Origin of the sequence: Roseicyclus salinarum, from assembly GCF_029624655.1 — a bacterium.
GTDB classification, from domain to species: domain Bacteria; phylum Pseudomonadota; class Alphaproteobacteria; order Rhodobacterales; family Rhodobacteraceae; genus Roseibacterium; species Roseibacterium salinarum.
In genome coordinates this window covers 41341-62711 of record NZ_JARRSA010000009.1, presented here as the reverse complement: position 1 = coordinate 62711, position 21371 = coordinate 41341, and the positions used below count along the sequence as shown (strand labels likewise).

General features: G+C 68.1%; 18 protein-coding genes and 1 tRNA gene. 8 read left to right on the top strand and 11 right to left on the bottom strand.

All coding sequences use genetic code 11. The annotated features are described in order from the left end of the window. Position 1: 1 nt before the first annotated feature. A complete protein-coding gene (locus tag P6F26_RS08105) occupies positions 2–1558 on the bottom strand; it encodes a hypothetical protein (protein ID WP_278028163.1) in 1557 nt (518 codons plus the stop codon). Further along, complete coding sequence (locus P6F26_RS08100) at positions 1551–1685, bottom strand: hypothetical protein (RefSeq protein ID WP_278028162.1); 135 nt, start codon at positions 1683–1685, stop codon at positions 1551–1553. Before P6F26_RS08100 ends, P6F26_RS08105 begins: the two co-directional genes overlap by 8 nt. A 208-nt stretch (positions 1686–1893) precedes the next feature. Here P6F26_RS08100 and P6F26_RS08095 point away from each other — a divergent pair, with 208 nt between their 5' ends. Together P6F26_RS08095 and aroB are read left to right on the top strand one after the other, a co-directional pair. Continuing rightward, positions 1894–2469 carry a shikimate kinase gene (locus P6F26_RS08095; protein WP_278028161.1) on the top strand — a complete coding sequence of 192 codons (576 nt, stop codon included), beginning with the start codon at positions 1894–1896 and terminating at the stop codon, positions 2467–2469. Beyond that, positions 2462–3592 carry a 3-dehydroquinate synthase gene (aroB, locus tag P6F26_RS08090; RefSeq protein ID WP_278028160.1) on the top strand — a complete coding sequence of 377 codons (1131 nt, stop codon included), beginning with the start codon at positions 2462–2464 and terminating at the stop codon, positions 3590–3592. The genes P6F26_RS08095 and aroB overlap by 8 nt, the downstream gene beginning before the upstream one ends. Here aroB and gpt read toward each other — a convergent pair whose 3' ends face one another. Further along, positions 3593–4099 (bottom strand): xanthine phosphoribosyltransferase, encoded by a 507-nt coding sequence (gene gpt, locus P6F26_RS08085; protein ID WP_278028159.1) that lies wholly within the window; start codon positions 4097–4099, stop codon positions 3593–3595. Positions 4100–4103: 4 nt separating this feature from the next. After that, positions 4104–4916, bottom strand: coding sequence for an enoyl-ACP reductase FabI (fabI, locus tag P6F26_RS08080; RefSeq protein WP_278028158.1), 813 nt, complete (start codon positions 4914–4916; stop codon positions 4104–4106). Positions 4917–5061: 145 nt separating this feature from the next. Here fabI and pdxH point away from each other — a divergent pair, with 145 nt between their 5' ends. The 6 genes from pdxH to P6F26_RS08050 all read left to right on the top strand — a co-directional run bounded on the left by pdxH (position 5062) and on the right by P6F26_RS08050 (position 12157). Next, a complete protein-coding gene (gene pdxH / locus P6F26_RS08075; protein ID WP_278028157.1) occupies positions 5062–5682 on the top strand; it encodes a pyridoxamine 5'-phosphate oxidase in 621 nt (206 codons plus the stop codon). Between the two features lie 169 nt (positions 5683–5851). Further along, positions 5852–6370, top strand: coding sequence for a cold-shock protein (locus P6F26_RS08070; RefSeq protein ID WP_278028156.1), 519 nt, complete (start codon positions 5852–5854; stop codon positions 6368–6370). Beyond that, positions 6352–6870 carry a DUF192 domain-containing protein gene (locus P6F26_RS08065; protein ID WP_278028155.1) on the top strand — a complete coding sequence of 173 codons (519 nt, stop codon included), beginning with the start codon at positions 6352–6354 and terminating at the stop codon, positions 6868–6870. The genes P6F26_RS08070 and P6F26_RS08065 overlap by 19 nt, the downstream gene beginning before the upstream one ends. Before the next feature lie 69 nt (positions 6871–6939). After that, positions 6940–7016: transfer RNA gene (locus tag P6F26_RS08060), tRNA-Pro, on the top strand. A gap of 603 nt (positions 7017–7619) precedes the next feature. Then, a complete protein-coding gene (locus P6F26_RS08055) occupies positions 7620–11288 on the top strand; it encodes a vitamin B12-dependent ribonucleotide reductase (protein WP_278028154.1) in 3669 nt (1222 codons plus the stop codon). 329 nt (positions 11289–11617) lie between these two features. Beyond that, complete coding sequence (locus P6F26_RS08050; RefSeq protein WP_278028153.1) at positions 11618–12157, top strand: hypothetical protein; 540 nt, start codon at positions 11618–11620, stop codon at positions 12155–12157. A 46-nt stretch (positions 12158–12203) separates the two neighbouring features. On the opposite strand, the gene P6F26_RS08045 is transcribed toward P6F26_RS08050, so the two are convergent. The 7 genes from P6F26_RS08045 to miaA form a co-directional block, all read right to left on the bottom strand. After that, positions 12204–14321 (bottom strand): dipeptide ABC transporter ATP-binding protein, encoded by a 2118-nt coding sequence (locus P6F26_RS08045; RefSeq protein WP_278028152.1) that lies wholly within the window; start codon positions 14319–14321, stop codon positions 12204–12206. Positions 14322–14378: 57 nt separating this feature from the next. Further along, the gene (locus P6F26_RS08040) at positions 14379–14870 is read right to left on the bottom strand and encodes a hypothetical protein (protein ID WP_278028151.1); all 492 of its coding nucleotides are present in this window, start codon (positions 14868–14870) and stop codon (positions 14379–14381) included. Continuing rightward, entirely contained in the window at positions 14870–16294 is a 1425-nt protein-coding gene (locus tag P6F26_RS08035; RefSeq protein WP_278028150.1) for an ABC transporter permease, read from the bottom strand. The genes P6F26_RS08040 and P6F26_RS08035 overlap by 1 nt, the downstream gene beginning before the upstream one ends. A 19-nt stretch (positions 16295–16313) precedes the next feature. Further along, positions 16314–17402 carry an ABC transporter permease gene (locus P6F26_RS08030; RefSeq protein ID WP_278028149.1) on the bottom strand — a complete coding sequence of 363 codons (1089 nt, stop codon included), beginning with the start codon at positions 17400–17402 and terminating at the stop codon, positions 16314–16316. Between the two features lie 116 nt (positions 17403–17518). Beyond that, complete coding sequence (locus P6F26_RS08025; RefSeq protein WP_278028148.1) at positions 17519–19186, bottom strand: ABC transporter substrate-binding protein; 1668 nt, start codon at positions 19184–19186, stop codon at positions 17519–17521. A gap of 311 nt (positions 19187–19497) precedes the next feature. Continuing rightward, the gene (locus P6F26_RS08020; RefSeq protein ID WP_278028147.1) at positions 19498–20304 is read right to left on the bottom strand and encodes an AraC family transcriptional regulator; all 807 of its coding nucleotides are present in this window, start codon (positions 20302–20304) and stop codon (positions 19498–19500) included. 80 nt (positions 20305–20384) lie between these two features. After that, on the bottom strand, positions 20385–21257 hold the full coding sequence (miaA, locus tag P6F26_RS08015) for a tRNA (adenosine(37)-N6)-dimethylallyltransferase MiaA (RefSeq protein ID WP_278028264.1): 873 nt from the start codon (positions 21255–21257) through the stop codon (positions 20385–20387). Positions 21258–21371 lie beyond the last annotated feature (114 nt).

Below are 21371 nucleotides of genomic sequence, written 5' to 3'. Positions count from 1 at the left end.
CTCAGCCCTCCGCGAGAAGGAGCTGCAGGCTTGCGCGGCGGGCGAGGTCCTCGAGGCCCACGCCGCGGAACAGCGCGAGGGCGTCGGAGATGTCGGCGTAGTCGGACTCGCGGTTGCCGAGGACGAGGGCTGCGCGCAGGAACGCCTCGCCCATGCGGTCGTTCTCGACGAACCATGTGTAGCGATGCGCCGGAAGCGGGTCGGAGAACGCGTTCGCGACGGCGACGGCCATCGGGTCGTCGGAGGGCGCGGGGGCGGCGGGCCGGCCGCGCGCGACATCGAAGGCGAAGGCCTCGGCCGCGTCACCCGGCGTGGCGGCTTGCGCCACGCGCTCGTAGATCGGCGACAGAAGCCCGATGCGCCGGGCCAGACGCGCCGCCTCGCCGCCGAGCGCGACGCGCTGCAGGCGCTCGGCGAAGATGGTGGCGAAGGCGACCGACAGCCCCGCGTCGCGCATGTGGGCGAAGGCGGGCGCGAGACGCGCGTCCACCTCGCGCGCGTCGCCGGCCAGAAGGGCCGCGTCCAGCGCCTGGACCGCCGCGACGCGGTCCCACACGCCGCCCGAGGCCGAGGGCACGCGCGCGGTGTAGATGGCGAACCATTGCTGCGGCTCGATCGCGCCCGAGCGGGTCAGCCGCTCGGCGGCGTCGAGCTGCGCGCGCCAGCCCGCCAGCAGCGAAAGGTCGGCATGAACGAAGGCGAGCGGCGCGCCCGTGAGGTCGGGACGTTCGGCCACGGCCATGCGCATCTGGAAGGCGAGCGGCGTCAGGTTGGGATCGGGCGGCAGGCGCGGCTCGCCCTGGAACAGTTCGGGGTCGAGGAACCGGGCGATCAGGTTGCCCTCCTCGGGCGTGATCCGGCCAAGCGCCTCACCGGTGCCCAGCGACAGTGCCGCCGCCGACCAGTCGCCGGTCCGCGCGAGACAGAAGATGCGCGCGGGGAAGGTGGGGGCGATGTCGGGATTGGCCTCCATCGCCGCGCAGGCGCGGTCGCCCTGGCCGGTCAGCAGGCTCACGTCGAAGAAGCGGCGGAAGACCTGCGGCTCGGTGGGGCCCGCGCGCTCCATCAGGGCAAGCGCGGGATCGAGCGCGCCGCGCGCCAGAAGCATGTCGAGGCGGGCGAGGAACAGCTCGCCCCGTGCATCGCCCGTGGCCGCCGGCGGCGCCAGTTCCGCCAGCGCGAGCGTCTGCGTGAAGGACAGCACCGCAGGAAGCCCGCCGCTCGGCTGCGCGCGGAACAGGCGCACCAGCGTCGCGGTGTCGGAGTCCCCCCAGAGGTCGCTGGGCAGGCCCGTGATGGAGCGCGGAAGAAGCCCCACCGCGTCCAGTTCCACGGCGTCGAGCGGAAGCACCGTGATCTCGGCTCGCTCCACGGACGTGGCCACGTTGGCGTGAGGCCGTGTCACCGTGTCGGACAGCCACGGGGGCTCGAGCGTTTCGGGCAGGTTCTGGAACGTGGGGGGCAGGATCTCCTCGACGCCGTCCTGCGCCTGCGCGCCCGCGCCCGACATTCCCAAGAGGACGGCGAGCGAGGCGGCCCGCGCGATGCGTCTAGTCACCGCCAAGGTCCACGGGCTCGGTCACGGACTGCCGGTCGGGCTGCATGAAGCCCGAATAGGAAAACGCCACGATGCCGATCGCCGCCAGCAGGATCAGGATCAGGAGAAAGCGGATCAGACGCCCCATGAGATCGGTCCGTTCATGCGGCCCGGCGTGTCGGTGCGGGCCGTTCTGCACTGCTCTGGCCGGGCGTGTCCCGGTCCGGTTTCCGTGGCTGCGCCGCCGAGGCCCCTGCGCGCCGCACAGGTCAACCGCCGCGTTTGCCGCGCCACGCTTTTCAATATAAGCCATCTCGGGTGGAATAATGCCAGCCGGGGAAAAGAATTTTTCTGACATGGGCGAAAGCGCGCCAGAGGTCGACGTCCGCTTGCGGAAGACCGTGGTTCTCATCGGAATGATGGGCGCCGGGAAGACGGCCGTGGGCCGGGCTCTGGCCACGCGGCTCGGCGTGCCGATGCGCGACTCGGATGCCGAGATCGTGGACCGCGCCCGGCTATCGATCGCCGAGATCTTCGAGCGCTACGGCGAGGCATTCTTCCGCGAGAAGGAGACGCAGGTGATCGCCCGCCTGCTGGAGGACGCGCCTTGCGTGCTTTCGACGGGGGGCGGGGCGTGGATGTCGGAGCGTAACCGCCAGCTGATGACGGCGAAGGCGGCGGTGCTCTGGCTCGAGGCGGACCTCGAGCTGTTGTGGAGCCGCGTCCGCCACAAGACGACGCGGCCCCTCCTGCGCACGGACAACCCCAGGCGCAGCCTGTCGGAGATCCTTGAGGCGCGCAGCCCCGTCTACAGGCTCGCGCCGCTGAAGGTGCATGTGCAGCCGGAATGGTCCATCACCGAGACCGCGGGTCATGTTCTGCGCCGCCTCGTCGAGGCGGGCGCGGTCGAGGAGCTTCGATCGAATGAATGATATCAGTAGTTTGTCGCACGATGTTCACGTTCCGCTTGGGACGCGCGCCTATGACGTGCGTATCGCGCCGGGCTTGCTGGCGCGCGCGGGCGCCGAGATCGCGGACCTGCTGCCGCGCGGTCGGACCTGGATCGTCACCGAAAGCACGGTCGCGGCGCATCACCTCGGCGCGCTTCAGGCGGGGCTCGAGGCCGGCGGCATCGGCAGCGAGGCCCTGAGCCTGCCGCCCGGAGAGGCCACCAAGAGCTGGCCGCACCTCACGCGCACGGTCGAGTGGCTGCTGTCGGAGAAGGTCGAACGGCGCGATGTCGTCATCGCGTTCGGCGGCGGCGTGATCGGCGACCTCGTGGGCTTCGCGGCCGCGATCCTGCGCCGCGGCGTGCGCTTCGTGCAGGTGCCCACGACGCTTCTGGCGCAGGTGGATTCCTCCGTCGGCGGCAAGACCGGGATCAACACGGTCCACGGCAAGAACCTCGTGGGGGCGTTCCACCAGCCGTCGCGCGTGCTGGCAGACATCGACGTCCTCGGCACGCTCGCGCCCCGCGATTTCCTTGCGGGATACGGCGAGGTCGCGAAGTACGGCCTTCTGGGCGACGCGGGCTTCTTCGCGTGGCTCGAACGCAACGGGCCCGCTCTTGCCGCCGGCGACGCCGGCTTGCGCGCCGAGGCCATCCGGCGCTCGGTCGCGATGAAGGCCGACATCGTGGTGCGCGACGAGACCGAGCAGGGCGACCGCGCGCTTCTGAACCTCGGGCACACGTTCGGCCACGCGCTGGAGGCCGCGACGGGCTATTCGGACAGGCTGCTGCATGGCGAAGGCGTGGCGATCGGCTGCGCGCTCGCTTTCGGGCTGTCCGCAAGACTTGGCCTGTGCAGCCAGGAGGACCCCAGCCGCGTGCGCGCGCACCTCGCCGAGATGGGCATGAAGCGCGACCTTGCCGACATCCCCGGCGACCTGCCCGATGCGGACGGTCTGCTGGACCTGATGGCTCAGGACAAGAAGGTGATGGACGGCAAGCTGCGTTTCATCCTCGCGCGCGGCATCGGCGAGGCCTTCGTCAGCGGCGACGTGCCGCCCGAAGCCGTGCGCGACGTCCTGGCCGAGGCGCTCGCCGCGCGCTGATCAGTCCGCGCCGCGGTAGGGCTCGACGTATTGCAGCGCCATGTCCCACGGAAAGAAGATCCAGGTGTCCTGGCTCACGCCCGTGATGAAGGTGTCGACCATCGGCTCGCCCTTGGGCTTGGCGTAGACGGTGGCGAAATGGGCCCTCGGATAGAGAGCGCGCACCACCTCGAGCGTCTTGCCCGTGTCCACGAGGTCGTCGACGACCAGAACGCCGTCGCCGTCGCCCATCATCGCATCGTCGGGCCGGTTCAGCACGACGGGCGCGGTCTGGTTCTGGTGATTGTAGCTTTTCACGCTGATCGTATCGACCATGCGGATGTCGAGCTCGCGCGCCACGATCATGGCGGGCGCCATGCCGCCGCGGGTGATCGCCACGACCGCGCGCCACGCTCCGTCCTCGCCCGGGCCGCGCTTGTCCAGCCGCCAGGCCAGAGCGCGCGCGTCGCGGTGAATCTGGTCCCACGAGACGTGAAAGCCCTTCTCGTGCGGAAGCGGATTGATCATCGCCTCACTCCCCCTTGCGTTCGAGCGTCATGTCGGGCGCCTCGGGGTTCTTCATCCCGATGACGTTGTAGCCCGAATCGACGTGGTGGACCTCGCCCGTCACCGCGCTGGAGAGGTCCGACAGGAGATAGAGCGCGGACTTGCCGACCTCCTCCTGAGTGACCGTCCGGCGCAGGGGCGCGTTGTTCTCGTTCCATTTCAGGATGTAGCGGAAGTCGCCGATCCCGGAGGCCGCAAGCGTCTTGATCGTACCCGCGCTGATCGCGTTCACGCGGATGCCGTCGCGGCCGAGATCCTCGGCGAGATACATCACCGACGCCTCGAGCGCGGCCTTGGCCACACCCATGACGTTGTAATGCGGCATGACCTTCTCGGCGCCGAAATACGTCAGCGTCAGAAGCGAGCCGCCGTTCGGCATCATCTTCTCGGCGCGCTGGCACACGGCGGTGAAGGAATAGACCGAGATGTGCATCGTCTGCGCGAAGTTCGCGGGGCTCGTCTCGACGTAGCGGCCGCGCAGCTCGTTCTTGTCGGAGAAGCCGATGGCGTGGACCACGAAATCGATGCTGTCCCAACGCTCGGCGAGCGCGGCGAAGAGCGCATCGAGGCTGTCCTCGTCGCCCACGTCGCAGGGCAGGACGATGTCCGAGCCGAGCGACTCGGCCAGCGGTCCGACCCGCTTGAGAAGCTGCTCGCCCTGATAGGAGAAGGCCAGTTCCGCGCCCTCGGCCGCGACGGTGCGCGCGATGCCCCAGGCGATGGACTTGTCGTTGGCCAGACCCATGATCAGTCCGCGTTTGCCTGTCATCAAGCCCATGGCCGTCTCCGCTTTTTTCCAACTCGCAGGTGCAACCCCTGTAGGCCATCGACCCGTGAGCCGCAAGATTGCGCGCGGCCCGAGGCGGGGCTTGCGGCGGCTTGGGTTGCCGATATGGTGCAGGCCTTCTGCGCAGGAGAACACGATGAGCGACCGGACCGGAATTTTCGCGGGAGACGACCCGTTCGAGATCGCGAAGGCGTGGCTTGCGGAAGCCGGCAGGACCGAGCCCGAGGACCCCAACGCCATTGCGCTCGCCACCGTGGACCCGGCGGGGATGCCCAACGTGCGCATGGTCCTTCTTAAGGAGATCGAGGCAGAGGGGCGGGGGCAGGGCGCCTTCGTCTTCTACACGAATTACGAAAGCGCCAAGGGGCAGGAGCTTGCCGCGACGCCGCGGGCGGCCTTTACCATGCACTGGAAGAGCCTGCGGCGGCAGATCCGCGTGCGCGGCCCGGTCGAACGCGAGGACGGACCCGCGGCGGACGCCTATTTCGCGAGCCGCTCGCTCAAGAGCCGGCTGGGCGCCTGGGCCTCGAAGCAGTCGCGCCCGCTTCAGAGCCGCGCCGCGCTGATGGCCGACGTCGCGCGCGTCACCGCCGAGAAGGGGCCCGCGCCGCCGCGGCCGCCGCATTGGGGCGGGTTCCGCATCCGGCCGGTGGAGATCGAATTCTGGGCCGACGGCGCCTTCCGGCTCCATGACCGCTTCCGTTGGGTGCGCGCCGAGGGCGCCCCGGAATGGTCCGTCACGCGGCTGAATCCGTAGCTCGATTTCTCGCCCAGGGGCCCATATCGCACCCATTCGCGAAGCGCGAATTTTCCAGATCAATGGAAAACAACATTATTTTCGTGTTGCCGAGAGTTAGTTGACCCTGCGATATGTTGCGTCGGGACATGCAGGGGCCTCGCGGCCACAAGATTGGGACTTAGGCGGAATGGCCGAGAATGAGGCTTCAGAGCAGGTCGTGCGCGGCCGCGTGAAGTGGTTTGATGCTGGGAAGGGGTTCGGCTTCATCGTCGCCGACGATGGCGGACCCGATATCCTTCTCCATGCGAACGTGCTGAGGAACTATGGCCAGGGTTCGGTCGCCGAGGGTTCGGGCATCACGGTCCTCGTCCACGAGACGCCGCGTGGGCTGCAGGCGAGCGAGGTCGTCGAGATCGTTCCGCCCGACCCCGAGGTGATGACCGAACGCTCGGCCAGCGTCGTCATCCCCGATGCGCCGCCGGACGCCCCGTTTCTCGCCGCCCGCGTCAAATGGTTCGACAAGGCGAAAGGCTTTGGGTTCGCGAACGTTTTCGGCCATGCTGAGGACGTGTTCGTTCATGTCGAGGTGCTGCGCCGGTTCGGTCTGTCCGATCTGCAGGCGGGCGAGGCGGTCGCCATGAAGGTGGTGGACGGACCGAGGGGAAAGCTTGCCGCCGAGGTGCGCAGTTGGGATTACGTCCAGTAGGGGCTTCGGGCCCGTCGATCATCGCTCGCCTCGCGCTTGCGGCGTCCGTCGCCGGGGCTGCCGCGCTCTCGGCGGGGGCGGCTGTCGCGGCCTGCTCGGAGGGCCGCGTCGAGCTGCGGGGCGACTGGGGCACCGCGCGGTTCCGCGTGGACATCGCCGACACGCCCGAGACGCGCGCGCGCGGCCTGATGTTCGTGGAGGAGATGCCTCAGTCGTCGGGGATGCTGTTCGTCTTTCCCGAGGAGCGGGTGCGCACGTTCTGGATGCGCAACACCTACATCCCGCTCGACATCATCTACTTCGACGCCAGCGGCGCGTGGGTCAGCGTGCAGGCGGACGCGGTGCCATTCGACGAGACCAGCCTGCCGAGCGACGCGCCGGCGCAATACGTGCTCGAGGTGAACGCGGGCCTTGCCGAAGCCTTCGGCATGGGGCCCGGCACCGAGCTGCGCCATCCCGCCCTGAACCAGGAGATCGCCGCCTGGCCCTGCGCCGAGTGACCGGCCCACGCGCGTGGGCGCAAGGCAGCCCCTTGCGCGCAGCCTCGCGCGCGAGGTAACAGGGCGCGTCGGGGCGTGGCGCAGCTTGGTAGCGCGTCTGTTTTGGGTACAGAAGGTCGTGAGTTCGAATCTCGCCGCCCCGACCATCTCCCTCTCCACCTACATCTTGTGTGTCGCGGCTGCTGTCCCTGCGTGCGGGGCAGCCTGTGCGGGTGCCTGTCGTGGCCCTCGCGCAACATCTAGTGGTTCCGCGGCGCCGCATCCGGCGGTTTCCTCCGCATCCGGCGCGGGGAGCTCGGTCTTGCCGGAACCGGGGCGCGAGAGACCACGATCCGCGGGTTTGTCCAACAATTTCTGAGGAACTTCCCCGACCGTCCCTGTGGGTGAATCGAGGCGGTCCCGGACGGAACGCCCGATACGCTTCTTGGCAAGCCAAAAAATTGTATCGAAGGCCTTAAAATTACATTGACGCTATGGGTGCGCCTACGTCAGTTTGTGTCCGTCGGGTGAAGCGCCACAATATGTAGCGCAACTTGGCAGGGGCAGAGGATCAACCTCGCGTTACGATTATCAGCACGGAGACCCGTGCGCCTGACGGCGCGCGCCAGTCCCCTGCGTTCGATGTCCGGACACTCGTGGCCGGACCGCGGGCCCCGCGACAGGCAAAAGACCGGCCGGCACGTATCCCCGAGGGGTGCGGGCTGGCTGCGAAGGGAACCAGGGTACAGAAGGTCGGAGAGGCACAAGACATGAAGATCGAACGCAGATTCACACGGGCCGGTGCTGACGCTTATGCGGACGTCGAATTCACGACGACCAGCTCCGAGATCCGCAACCCCAACGGCACCGTGGTGTTCCGTCTCGACGAGGTCGAGGTGCCCGCGGGCTGGAGCCAGGTCGCCTCCGACGTGATCGCCCAGAAGTATTTCCGCAAGGCCGGGGTTCCGGCCCGCCTGAAGCCGGTCAAGGAAAAGGGCGTGCCCGAGTTCCTGTGGCGGCACGTGGCCGACGAGAAGGCGCTCGAGGAGCTGCCCGAGGACGCCCGCATCGTCGGCGAGACGAGCGCGCGGCAGGTCTTCCGCCGGCTCGCGGGCGCCTGGGCCTACTGGGGCTGGAAGGGCGGCTATTTCACCGACGAAAGCGACGCGCTCGCCTATTTCGAGGAAATGCAGCTGATGCTCGCGCGCCAGATGGCAGCGCCGAACTCGCCGCAGTGGTTCAACACCGGCCTGCACTGGGCCTACGGCATCGACGGGCCCAGCCAGGGCCACCACTACGTCGACTACAAGACCGGCAAGCTGACCAAGTCGAGCAGCGCCTACGAGCACCCCCAGCCCCATGCCTGCTTCATCCAGGGCGTGCAGGACGACCTCGTGAACGAGGGCGGGATCATGGACCTGTGGGTCCGCGAGGCGCGCCTGTTCAAGTATGGCTCGGGCACGGGCACGAACTTCTCGCACCTTCGCGGCGAGGGCGAGAAGCTGTCGGGCGGCGGCAAGTCGTCGGGCCTCATGGGCTTCCTGAAGATTGGCGATCGCGCGGCGGGCTCGATCAAGTCGGGCGGCACCACGCGTCGCGCGGCCAAGATGGTCATCGTCGATGCCGACCATCCCGACATCGAGGACTTCATCGAATGGAAGGTCGTCGAGGAGCAGAAGGTCGCGAGCCTCGTCGCCGGGTCCAAGGCGCATGAGCGCACGCTGAACGGCATTTTCGCGGCGATCCAGGCCTGGGACGGCGCCCTCGAGGACGCGGTCGATCCGGCTGCGAACGACGCGCTGAAGAAGGCGATCCGCACCGCCAAGCAGGCGAGCGTGCCCGAGACCTACATCAAGCGCGTGCTCGACTACGCCAAGCAGGGCTACACCTCGATCGAGTTTCCGACCTACGACACCGACTGGGACAGCGAAGCCTATTCCAGCGTCTCGGGCCAGAACTCGAACAACTCGATCCGTGTCACCGACGCCTTCCTGAAGGCCGTCGAGGAGGACGCGGACTGGAACCTGATCAACCGCGTCGGTGGCAAGGTCGCCAAGACGATCAAGGCGCGCGAGCTGTGGGAGAAGGTCGGCCACGCCGCATGGGCCTGTGCCGATCCCGGCATCCAGTTCCACGACACCGTCAACGCATGGCACACCTGCCCCGAGGACGGGCCGATCCGGGGCTCGAACCCGTGCTCGGAATACATGTTCCTCGACGACACGGCCTGCAACCTGGCGTCGATGAACCTGCTGACCTTCTACAAGAACGGCAAGTTCGACGCCGAAAGCTATATGCACGCCACGCGCCTGTGGACGCTGACGCTGGAAATCTCGGTGACGATGGCGCAGTTCCCCTCCAAGGAGATCGCGCAGCTGTCCTACGACTTCCGGACGCTCGGCCTCGGCTATGCCAACATCGGCGGGCTCCTGATGAACATGGGCCTCGGCTATGACAGCCCCGAGGGCCGCGCGATGTGCGGCGCGCTGACCGCGATCATGACGGGCGTGGCCTACGCCACCTCCGCCGAGGTCGCCTCGGAGCTGGGTCCCTTCGCGGGCTTCCAGCGCAACCGCGAGCACATGCTGCGGGTCATGCGCAACCACCGCGCCGCAGCCTACGGCAAGACCGACGGCTACGAGGCGGTGAACGTGAACCCCGTCGCGCTCGATCATGCCAACTGCCCCGACGCTCGGCTCATCGACCTTGCCCGGCAGGCCTGGGACGAGACGCTGACGCTGGGCGAGACGCATGGCTACCGCAACGCGCAGGCGACCGTCATCGCGCCCACGGGCACGATCGGTCTCGTGATGGACTGCGACACCACCGGCATCGAGCCCGACTTCGCGCTGGTGAAGTTCAAGAAGCTGGCCGGCGGCGGCTACTTCAAGATCATCAACCAGTCCGTTCCGGGCGCGCTCGAGACGCTTGGCTACACCTCCTCGCAGATCGAGGAGATCATCGCCTACGCCGTCGGCCACGGCACACTCGGCCAGGCGCCGGGGATCAACCACACCTCTCTGATCGGCCACGGCTTCGGCGCCGAGGAGATCGCCAAGGTCGAGGCAGCACTTCCCTCGGCCTTCGACATCCGCTTCGTGTTCAACCAATGGACGCTGGGCGAGGCCTTCTGCACGCAGGCCCTCGGCATTCCCGCCGAGAAGCTGAACGACCCGACCTTCGACATGCTCCGGCATCTCGGCTTCTCGAAGGCCGAGATCGAGGCGGCCAACGACCATGTCTGCGGGACCATGACGCTGGAAGGCGCGCCCTTCCTCAAGGAAGAGCACTACCACGTCTTCGACTGCGCCAACCCCTGCGGCAAGAAGGGCAAGCGCTTCCTCGGCGTTGACAGCCACATCCACATGATGGCGGCCGCCCAGAGCTTCATCTCGGGCGCGATCTCCAAGACGATCAACATGCCGAACTCGGCCACGATCGAGGACTGCCAGAAGGCCTACGAGCTGTCGTGGTCCCTCGGGGTGAAGGCCAACGCGCTCTACCGTGACGGCTCCAAGCTGTCGCAGCCGCTGGCCTCCGCGCTGGTCGAGGACGACGATGAGGCGGCCGAGATCCTCGAGAGTGGCACGGCCCAGGAGAAGGCGGCCGTTCTCGCCGAGAAGATCGTCGAGAAGGTCATCGTCAAGGAGATCGTCCGCGCCCACCGCGAGAAGCTTCCCGAGCGGCGCAAGGGCTATACCCAGAAGGCGATCGTGGGCGGACACAAGGTCTACCTGCGGACCGGCGAATACCAGGACGGCTCGCTGGGCGAGATCTTCATCGACATGCACAAGGAAGGCGCTGGCTTCCGGGCGATGATGAACAACTTCGCCATCGCGGTGTCGGTCGGCCTGCAATACGGCGTGCCGCTGGAGGAGTTCGTGGACGCCTTCACCTTCACCAAGTTCGAGCCCTCGGGCATGGTGCAGGGCAACGACTCGATCAAGAACGCGACGTCGATCCTCGACTACATCTTCCGCGAGCTGGCGGTGAGCTACCTCGACCGCACGGACCTTGCGCATGTCGCGCCGGAAGGGGCCAGCTTCGACGATGTCGGCCGCGGTGTGGAGGAGGGCGTGTCGAACGTCCGGCCCGTCACCGAGACGGCGGCCACCAAGTCGCTCGAGGTGCTGAAGCAGATCAGCTCGACCGGCTATCTTCGCAAGCGCCTGCCGCAGGACTTCGTGGTGCTGCAAGGCGGGGCCGCCGACCCGGTCGAGGCGCTCGCGACGCTGGTGCCGGAGGTGAAGGGCACGGTCGCGGCCGTGGCGGCCACCGCGGCGGTCGCCAAGGGATCGGTCTCGGTCGATGCGGCCACCAAGGCGCGGATGCAGGGCTACGAGGGCGAGGCCTGCGGCGAATGCGGCAACTACACGCTGGTGCGCAACGGCACCTGCATGAAGTGCAACACCTGCGGCGGCACGAGCGGCTGCAGCTGAACGAAATCGGGTGCGCGGCCTCACCGCCGCGCGCCTGCCATCCGGGGCGGGTGCGCTCGCCCCTGACGCGGATCAGGCCGCAGGCAGAACACTTCGGGCAGTTAACATCCGAGCCTGATCAGCGAAACTGGGGGCGCCACCGGCGTCCCCTTTTTCTTTTGCGCGGCCGAAAACCGCCCCGCGGGCCGTGCACGCCGCCATGTTTTCAGAAAATGGTAAACGTTCCGCCGCAAACTGGCCTAGGCTCGGGTGGCCGGTCCCGCGCCGGGGGGGGCGGGCGGGGAACCGTCGCGAAGCGGGCGGCGTTTCGGCATAACGGAGGGACGCGCATGAACACGTCAGGACGCACGGAAAAGGCACATCTGTGCATCGCGGCGGGCATCGTCGCCGCCGCGGCGCTGGCGGGGGCATGGGCGCCTGCGAACCTGATGGGCGTCGTCGCTGTCTTCGCGCTCATGCGGATCTGCTGGCTCGAGGACAACATCACCAACGACCTCGTGGGCCGCGACAGGCTTCCGGGCGACTACGTCAACACCGCGATCCGGCGCGGCAATTTCCTGCGCCGGTGGTTCGGGATGGAGCCTGCCGAGGACGCGAGCGCGCTTCCCCCCCACCAGCTCGCCACCGCCATGCGGGCCGAGATCCAGGTCTGGGGCTGCGCGCTCCTCGGCATGTGCGCGACGCTGGTGGCGAAGGCGGATTTCTTCGGCCAGCCGCTGGACCTTGCGCTCGGGGCGGTGCTGTTCCTCGTGGCGCTGCGCCGGGCGGACAGGCTCGTCGTGTCGCTCGCCCATTGCGCCGAAGGCCGCGCGCTTCCGCGGCGCCTGCTTCTGCCGACACGCCGCCGCACGCTGCGCGAGAAGGACTGACGCGCGGGCTGCGTCAAACCCGCCCTGACAGGCGGCCGGTCCCCGCCTACTCCGCGGCGTCGAGCGTGATCACCGGCTCCATCCGTTCGAGGATCTCGTCGGCGAGGTGGCACTTGACCTCGTGGCCTTCCGCCATCCTGCGCATCGGCGGCACTTCGGTCTCGCACAGGTCGCCCGGAACCTTGTCCTTCCAGCGGCAGCGCGTCTGGAACGGGCACCCCGGCGGCGGGTCCATCGCCGAGGGGATGTCGCCCTCCAGCACGATGTTCTGCTTGTGCACCCTGGTGTCCGCGATCGGCACCGCCGACAGGAGCGCCTCCGTGTAGGGGTGATAGGGCGGGCTGAAGACCTGGTCCGTGGTGCCGATCTCGACGACGTGGCCGAGATACATGACCATCACACGGTCCGAGAGGTAGCGCACGATCGACAGGTCGTGGGAGATGAACAGGAGCGTCGTCTTCTCGCGGCGCTGGATCTCCATCAGGAGGTCGGTGACGGCGGCCTGCACCGACACGTCGAGCGCCGAAACGGGCTCGTCCGCCACCACGATGCGCGCCCCGCCCGAGAAGGCGCGCGCGATGCCGACGCGCTGCTTCTGACCGCCCGAAAGCTGGCGCGGCATCCGGTCGGCGAAGGCGCGCGGCAGCTTCACGAGGTCCAGAAGCTCCAGCATCCGCTGGCGCCGCGCCTCGTCGTTGGCGCCGATGCCGAACACCTCGAGCGCACGGATGATCTGGCGGCCCACGGTCATCGAGGGGTTGAGCGTGTCGAAGGGGTTCTGGAACACCATCTGGACGGAGGACACCGTCGCCGTCTCGCGGTCTTCGATGGGGGTATCGCCGATCGCCACGCCGTCGAGGTAGACCTGCCCGTCCGTCGCGGTCTCGAGGCCCATGAGCACCTTCGCCAGCGTGGACTTGCCGCAGCCGGATTCGCCCACGATGGCCAGCGTCTCGCTTTCGCGGGCCTCGAAGCTGAGCGTCTCGTTGGCCTTGACCACCTTCCGGTCGCCGCCCCCGAACATCGCGCTTGCGGCCACCTCGTAGTATTTCTTGAGGTTTTCGACGCGCAGGACGACGTCTCCCTTGGCGGGCGCGTCGATGGACTGCGAGGCCTCGATCGCCGCGTTCCAGTCGATCTCTTCGAAGCGCAGGCAGCGCGACCTGTGGCGCTCGTCGCCGGGGACGGGCGCCATCGGGATGTCCCCCGCATCACAGCGTCCGGCTTCGAAATAGTCGCAACGCGGTCCGAAGTTGCATCCCCTCGGGCGCTCGTGGGGCAGCGGGAAGTTGCCGGGAATGGCCTTCAGCGGCCGCGCGTTCTTGTCCGCGCCCGGAAGCGGGATCGAGCGGAACAGCGCCTGCGTGTAGGGGTGGCGCATCTGGTCGAAGACGTCCCCGATCGATCCCGTCTCGACCGCCTCGCCCGAATACATCACGCAGATGCGGTCGCAGGTCTCCAGCACGAGGCCGAGGTTGTGGGAGATGAACAGCATCGAAGTGCCGTACTTGCGGCCGAGGTCCTTCACGAGGTCGACCACCGCGGCTTCAACCGTCACGTCGAGCGCGGTGGTGGGTTCGTCGAGGATCAGGAGCGATGGGTTCGCCATCAGCGCCATGGCGATCACGATGCGCTGCTGCTGGCCGCCCGAAAGCTGGTGCGGATAGGCGCGCAGCATCCGCTCGGGATCGGGCAGGCGCACGTCAGTGACCACCTCCAGGGCGCGGGCCCAGGCCTCCTTTTCCGAGACGCCCTCGTGGATCATCGGCACTTCCATGAGTTGCCTGCCGATCTTCATCGCGGGATTCAGCGAGGCCATCGGCTCCTGGTAGATCATCGCGATCTCGCGGCCACGGATCGCGCGAAGCTCGTCCTGGGACATCTCGTTCAGGTCGCGGCCCTTGAACTTTATCGAGCCGCCGACGACGCGCCCGTTCACGCCGAGGTCCTGCATCACGCCGAGCGCCACGGTGGACTTGCCGCAGCCCGATTCCCCCACGAGGCCCATCGCCTCGCCGGGCATGACCTTCGTGGAGAAGTCCATGACGGCCGGGATCTCGCGCAGGCGCGTGAAGAAGGAGATCGAGAGGTTCTCGATCTCGAGGATGGGGCCGTCGTGACGTTCGGGGATCACCGAGGTCGGATCGGGGGATTCGTCCAGCATCTTCAATCTCCCTGTCGCCCGGCCTTCGGGCGTTGGTTCGCGTTCATCGTCCGTCCCTCACCCCGAGCCGGGGCAAAGGGCGGCGGGCGGGCTCGCCTCCTCCGCCGCGCGCGCCGTCGCGAGAAGCGCGGCGTCGACATGCAGACGGCAGACGAGTTCGCTTTCGGAGGCGAGCGGCAGGACCGTCACCTCGGGTCCGTGGCCGTAGTCCGCGGCAAGCTCGATGCGGTGAGCGATGCCCACTTTCACCGCCGCGAGCATCGTTTCGAGCTGCGCGGTGGAGGGGCATCCCATCGCCTCGGCCGCGATCCGAAGGTAGGTCCGGCCGCCAAGCTCGGCGCCCTGAGGCGTGCCGGCCCGTGGCGGCGCATCCTCGCCCAGCGCCTCGAGCATCTCGGCGCGCGTGAAGTCGAGCGCCGCGCAATGGATCGCGGGTTGCCATACCTCCTCCTGCGCGCCCAGGGCTGCGGGCAGCGCCAGGGCGACGGCGGCGGCGAGCGTCGCGCCGTGACGGCGCCGGGCGCGGGGTTTCTTGCGAAGTCTCGCCATCAGTCCTTCAGGCTCTCTTCGCGCAGGCCGTCGGCCAGCAGGTTCAGCCCCAGCACGAGGCTCATCAGCGCGAGCGCTGGCGGCAGCGCGGGGTGCGGGTAGATGGTCAGAAGACGCCGCCCCTCGTTGATCGTCGATCCCCAGTCCGGGCTTTCCGGCGAGACGCCGAGGCCGAAGAAGCCGAGCGTCCCCAGAAGGATCGTGGTGTAGCCGATCCGCAGGCAGAAATCGACGATGAGCGGCCCGCGTGCGTTCGGCAGGATCTCCCAGAGCATGATGTACCACGGGCCCTCGCCGCGCGTCTGGCCGGCCGCGACGTAGTCCCGCGTCTTGATGTCGAGGACGATCCCCCGGACGATCCGGAAGACGGTGGGCGAGTTCACGAACACCACCGAGACGAACACGATCAGGATGTTGCCGGGCATCGATATGATGCCGAGCGGATCGGCGTCGAAGGCGAGGCCGGCATAGAGCCAGAAGCCCAGCACGAGCGAGACAGAAATGTAGATCGCCCGCTTTCCCGCCTGCATGTGGTAGCGCGAATTCCACAAGACGACGAGGAAGATGATCGGGAACAGGAACAGCACCGCGGCCATCGCCGTCGGGATGCCCGCCGCCACGATCTCGGGCGTGACGAGAAGGTAGAACAGCAAGATCACGGGGAAGGCGAGAACGAGGTTGGCGAAGAAGGTCAGCACGGTGTCGAGCCGCCCGCCGAAATAGCCCGCCGGAAGACCCAGCGTGATGCCCACCATGAACGCGAAGAGCGTCGCGGCCGGCGCGATCTTCAGCACCTCGCGCGCGCCCATGACCATGCGGCTGAAGACGTCGCGCCCCAGGTTGTCGCCGCCCAGCAGGTAGACGGGATAGGCGCCCTCGTCGGGGGCCGGCACGAAGCTTCCGGGAAGCTCGTTGCGCATCTGGCTGAGGACGTCGATCGGCCCATGGGTGATGACGAGGTCGGCGAAGATGGCGGCGAAGGCCCAGAACATCACCAGTCCGAAGCCCACCATGCCGATGGGGCTGTCGAAGAGCTTGCCATAAAGGCCGAGCCTGCGCTTGAAGGCGATCGAGGCCGAGAAGAGCACGATGAGCGCGATCCACACCGGCAGGAGCCGCTGCCCCATTGCGCCGACGATACCCTTCTGCTCAAGCCCCGGCATCACGATGCCGCCAACGACGAACAGCATGCAGCAGGCGAGAAACAGCAGCACCGCGGCCTTCATCGCCATCAGGGCATAGTCGACGGGCGTCCGGTTCACGCTGAGGGTGTGGTCGGGATTGACCAGCACCTCGCCCGCCCGCACGCCCGCGAGGTTCATGGCGAAATTCGCGACGAAGCCCGCGACGAAGACGACGACGGCGGCCAGCATCAAGGGGTTGAGGAACGTCCCGAAGGTGCCGGTCCAGGTAAGTGGTTCCATGGGCGTGACCTCCGGGGCGTCAGGAAATGCGGATGCGCGGGTTGAGGAAGACGTAGCCGATGTCCGAGATCAGCTGCGTCACCAGCACCACGAGGACCGCGACGATCGAACAGGCCAGCAGCAGCTCGATGTCGTTGTTGGAGGCCGCCTGCACCAGCGTCCAGCCAAAGCCGTTGTAGTTGAACAGCGTCTCGACGATCACCACCCCGGTCAGGAGCCATGGGAACTGCAGCATGATCACCGTGAAGGGGGCGATCAGCGCGTTCCTGAGCGCATGTCGCATGACGATGTTGCGGAAGCTCACGCCCTTAAGGCGCGCGGTGCGGATGTATTGCGCGGTCATGACCTCGGCCATCGAGGCGCGCGTCATCCGCGCGATGTAGCCCATGCCGTAAAGCGCGATGGTCATGACGGGCAGGGTGAAGTTCATGAACGTGATGCCCGACTCCATCGCCGAGCGCGCGGTGCCGGTGAACAGCGTGCGCCCCTCGATCCAGCCCATCTCGGAAAGCCACGGCGACAGGCCCGTCGTCGAGGAGGCCAGAAGCACGATGAAGATCACGCCCGAGACATATTCCGGCGTCGCGGTCGAGGCGATGGACAGCGTGGAAAGCGACCGGTCGAGCCGCGACCCCTCGCGCATCCCGGCGAGGATCCCGATCAGAAGCGCGGCCGGGACCATGATGGCGAAGGCCCAGAACATCAGCACGCCCGTCAGCCCCAGCGCGCGTCCGAGGATCGGCTTCACGTCGTTGTCGAAGACCGTGGAATAACCGAAATCGCCCTGCAGGAGCCCGCAGCGCAAGGGCGCCTCTTCGGGCGCCATGCCGCGCTCGATGCAGCGCCCGGTCACGCCGCCGTCGTCGGCGACCCGCGTCCAGCCGGGCATCACGCCCAGCCACTGTCCGTAGCGGTCGAGGATGGGCGCGTCGTAGCCCCTGTTGGCCAGCCAGCTCTCGATTTCGGCGTCGGTCATGCGGACCGAGGCGAGCGAGCGCGCGACCTTCTCGAGGTTGGGTTGCAGGTTGGTCAGCAGAAAGACGATGAGCGTCATGCAGAGTGCCGTGAGCGCCATCGTCAGGACCCTGCGCAGGATGAACTTCGCCAACGCGACCTCCGGTCTTTCGGGAATTGCGTCCGTGCCGCCATGATCGGCGGCGGGGACACGTCGGGCGCGCGCGGGAGGCATCGTGAAATGCCCCCCGCGCCCCTGTTGGACGTCGCTCAGGCGGCGAAGCCGATCCTGTGGACGTGGATCTCGTGCGCCGGATGCTTCTCGGCGTTCACCAGCGACCCGTCCTGGTGGTTGAAGAGCGACCTCCAGTAGGGCTGGATGATGATGCCCTGCGACTGGAGGATGCCTTCCAGCGTCACCATCACCTCGCGACGTGCGTCCGCGTCGGCGAGGGCCAGCGCCTCGGCCATTGCGGCGTCGAACTCCTCGCTGGCGAAGGCCGTCTCGTTCCACGACCCCGTCGAGGTGTAGGCGAGCGCCATGTTCTGGACGGCCAGCGGGCGGCCGTTCCACGAGGTCGTGGAGAAGCCGTGCGTCGCCCAGGCCTGCCAGAACGTCGCGCCCGGCGTGATCGTCCGTCGCACCGGGATGCCTGCGTCGCGCAGCTGCGCCGCGACCGCGTTGCCCGTGTTCGAGAGCCATTCCTCGTCGGGCGAGATCAGCTCGTGCTCGAAGTCGCCGAAGCCGGCTTCGGCCATCAGCTCGGCGGCGGCCGCGGGGTCGTGCGCGGGCGCGCCGATATCGGCGTATTCGGGATGGATCGGGCAGGCGTGGTGGTTCTCGGCGACCGAGCCGAGGCCGGCGTAGCCAAGCTCGAGCAGGACGGCGTTGTCCACCGCCATGGTCAGCGCGCGGCGCACGCGCTCGTCGGCGTAGGGGCGCCGCCCGTCCACCTCGTAGGCGTGGTTGGGACGGATCACGACCGTTGCGGCCGTCGTCGTCTCGGACCGCGTCCAGCCGATCGAATCCAGAAGGTCGATGTATTCGCCCACGGATTCGTAGAGCAGGTTCACTTCGCCCGCCTCGGCCGCCGACAGCCACGAGATGGGATCGACGCCGTAGTCGATATACTCGATGCGGTCGACATAGGGCCCGCCGTAGACGGCCGTTCCCCACCATTCGAAATCGGGCACGCGCTCGAGCACCGCGCGCAGGCCCGGTTCGATGCTGACGGGGCGATAGGGGCCGGTGCCGATGCCGTTGTCGTAAGGGTTGCCGCCGGTGAAGGAGGAATGGACGACGGCGGCGGGGTAGTCCGACACCTGCGCGATCAGCGTGATGTCGGGCTCGGAATAGTTGAGCCGGAGGGTGTGGCTGTCCACGATCTCGATCGCCCCCTCGCGGAGCTGCTCGGTCTCGGCGTCGCGCAGGCCGTTGAACCGGGAGGCCATCGCGTTGCCCTCGACCGACCCGTCGCACCAGCGCTCGAAGTTGCGGGCCACGTCCTCGGCGGTGAAGGCGTCGCCGTTGTTCCACGTCACGCCCTGCCGGACGCGGAGCGTGTATTGCGAAGCGTCCTCGTTGGCCTCCCAGCCTTCCAGCAGCATCGGGACGAAGCTGCCGTCGGCACGGTATTCGGCGAGGTATTCGAGGAAACCGCGCGACTGGTTGCCAAGCTCGGACCAGTCGTAGGTCATCGGATCCTTCATGGCCTTCACGAGCTGCTGGATGCGCAGCACGCCGCCTTCGGCGATCTCGGTCTGGGCTGCGGCGGGCTGCGGCAGGCCGATCAGAGAATAGGCGGCCGCGGCGCTGACGCCGAGCGCGGTGGAGCGGGTGAGGAATTCGCGGCGGCTGAGTTTACCGTCCCTGTATTCCTGCGCGTACATCTCGGCGGCCGGATGGCTCGCCGGACGCTTGTTCGTGGAATGGCTCATGTGTCGTTCTCCCTGTGGTTCTATCGTGTCGTCCCGCGCGTCCGTGATGCGGACTGACCGTGACGTGATCGTGATCCGCCCGAGGTCCGGCGGTTCCGCCGCGGCCCGGCCGGGCGCGCTGCGTGGCGATCGCACCGGTGCGCGGACGCCTGCCTTGCATAGGTCAGCGGCAAGTTGCGCAAATCATTTGTCCAATTGCGACATCGACACGAACAAAAAACGACATCACCCCCGACCGCAACAGGTTTTTTCGTCACTGTCGCCCGTACGTCGGCACGGGAACTGCACGGGCGCGCGCGCCCTGGGGCGCATCAGGCGCGGCGCGCGGGGGCGCGGAAATCCGAGGGCGTCCTGCCTGTCGCCTGCGCGAAGGCCCGCGTGAAATAGGCGGCCGAGGAAAAGCCCAGGTGATCGGCGATCTCGCGGGCGGGCATGTCGGTTTCCAGCAGCAGCCGCCGCGCCTCGTACATGATGCGCTCGTTCAAAAGCGCGTGCGCGGGCCGTCCGGCGGCCTCGCGGCAGACCCGGCTGAGGTGGGTCGGCGTCACCTGAAGCTGGCCTGCGTAGTCCGCCACGCCGCGCCCGGTGCGGAACTGCGCCTCCATCCGCTCGGCGAAAAGTTCGACCAGACGGTGGCTCCGCTCGCGCAGGATCGCACCTTCCTGACGGGCAAGCTCGCGCGTCATCCATGCCGAGACGAGCAGCGAATAGGCGGTCAGCGCGCGCTCCATCGCGGGTGCGCGCGCGGCCAGCTCGCGCTCGATCTTCTCGAGGTGGCTGGTCAGGCTCGCCTGCGCCTCGATGTTGGAGACCCGCAGGTGAAAGGGCTGGTCCGGCAGGCCGAGCGTATCGTCGGGCGGCAGGCACAGCTCGAGGCCCTGCGTCTGCGACTGCAGTTCAAGCGCCATGGTCGCGCCTGCGGGCACGAAGATCGCCGTGTTGGGCCCGTAGCCGCGCGTGATGCACTTGACGCTGATCCGCCCCTGACCGCGCGTGATCCAGTAAAGCCTGTGCCGGGTCGAGGAATGCAGGAGCTCGAACTTCCACGCGCCCTGCATCCGCAGCTTGCCCAGCGAGGTGACGGAATGGGCGAGGGGGCGTCGCGACGTGTCGAACATGCGCCGAGGCTAGCCACGCGCGCCGGGATGGCAAGCGGTAACGTCGAAGATGCCGGAATGCGGTCCCTTTCCGCCGCTTCTCAGGGCAGGGGCAGGGGCCGCCACGCCCCCATCCGGGCGCGGAACCACGTGCGCTGTCGCTTGGCGTATTGCCGCGAGGCGACGATTGCCGCCTCGCGCGCGGCCCCCAGCGACATCTCCCCGCGCAGGTGGGCGACAAGCTCGGGCGCGCCGATGGCCTTGCGCGCGCCCCCCGCGCGGGGCCAGCGCGGCAGGTTGGCGCGCACCTCCTCCAGCGCGCCGTGCTCGAGCATCTTGTCGAAACGGGCCTCGATCCGGGCGTTCAGCCAGTCGCGGTCCGCGTCGAGGACGATGGCGCGGGCCGCGTCGAGGGGCAGCAGCGGCGGCGCGGTCTCGGCCTGCCACTCCGACAGGGGGCGCCCGGTGCCGCGCAGGACCTCCCACGCCCGGCGCAGCCGCGCGAGGTTTCGCGTGTCCATGCGTGCGGCCAGGGCAGGATCGCCGTGCGCGACGTCGTGCAGCAACTCGGCATGGTCGCGCGCCTCGGCCTCCGCGCGGATCTCGGGCGGGATCGGCGGGATCTCGGCGAGGCCCTCGGTCAGAGCGCGGAAATAGAGGCCGGTGCCGCCGACGAAGATCGGCCGGTCCGGCCCCTCGAGGAGCGGCGCGGCGGCGCGCAGCCAGTCCCCCACGGAATAGTCCGCCTCGAAAGGCACGTGGCCATAGAGAGCATGGCGCGCTTGCGCCTCGTCCGCTTCGCCGGGGCGCGCGGTCAGGACGCGCCAGCCCTCGTAGACCTGAAGCGCGTCGGCGTTCACCACGACCCCGCCGCCGCTCGCGGCGATCTCCAGCGCGAGGGCCGACTTGCCCGAAGCCGTCGGCCCGGCGATGAGAACGGGCGCGTCCCTTGGTATGTCTCGCAAGGAAAACAGTGTATTGCATCCCGTTCTTCAGGCATCGGCCGGTGTGGCGGCCGCAGGCGTTGAACCGGCTCCGGTTTTAGCTCATGTTGCGGCCACCGCAACTGCCTTGCCCGCCGCCGCACC

Bases quoted from the DNA above. Each gene is read 5' to 3' on its own strand.
- P6F26_RS08100 (WP_278028162.1), bottom strand. From the start codon at position 1,685: ATGGGGCGTCTGATCCGCTTTCTCCTGATCCTGATCCTGCTGGCGGCG.
- pdxH (WP_278028157.1), top strand. From the start codon at position 5,062: ATGAGCGACCGGACCGGAATTTTCGCGGGAGACGACCCGTTCGAGATC.
- P6F26_RS08045 (WP_278028152.1), bottom strand. From the start codon at position 14,321: ATGCTGGACGAATCCCCCGATCCGACCTCGGTGATCCCCGAACGTCAC.
- P6F26_RS08055 (WP_278028154.1), top strand. From the start codon at position 7,620: ATGAAGATCGAACGCAGATTCACACGGGCCGGTGCTGACGCTTATGCG.
- P6F26_RS08035 (WP_278028150.1), bottom strand. From the start codon at position 16,294: ATGGAACCACTTACCTGGACCGGCACCTTCGGGACGTTCCTCAACCCC.
- P6F26_RS08020 (WP_278028147.1), bottom strand. From the start codon at position 20,304: ATGTTCGACACGTCGCGACGCCCCCTCGCCCATTCCGTCACCTCGCTG.
- P6F26_RS08040 (WP_278028151.1), bottom strand. From the start codon at position 14,870: ATGGCGAGACTTCGCAAGAAACCCCGCGCCCGGCGCCGTCACGGCGCG.
- P6F26_RS08070 (WP_278028156.1), top strand. From the start codon at position 5,852: ATGGCCGAGAATGAGGCTTCAGAGCAGGTCGTGCGCGGCCGCGTGAAG.
- P6F26_RS08095 (WP_278028161.1), top strand. From the start codon at position 1,894: ATGGGCGAAAGCGCGCCAGAGGTCGACGTCCGCTTGCGGAAGACCGTG.
- gpt (WP_278028159.1), bottom strand. From the start codon at position 4,099: ATGATCAATCCGCTTCCGCACGAGAAGGGCTTTCACGTCTCGTGGGAC.
- aroB (WP_278028160.1), top strand. From the start codon at position 2,462: ATGAATGATATCAGTAGTTTGTCGCACGATGTTCACGTTCCGCTTGGG.
- P6F26_RS08025 (WP_278028148.1), bottom strand. From the start codon at position 19,186: ATGAGCCATTCCACGAACAAGCGTCCGGCGAGCCATCCGGCCGCCGAG.
- fabI (WP_278028158.1), bottom strand. From the start codon at position 4,916: ATGGGCTTGATGACAGGCAAACGCGGACTGATCATGGGTCTGGCCAAC.
- P6F26_RS08050 (WP_278028153.1), top strand. From the start codon at position 11,618: ATGAACACGTCAGGACGCACGGAAAAGGCACATCTGTGCATCGCGGCG.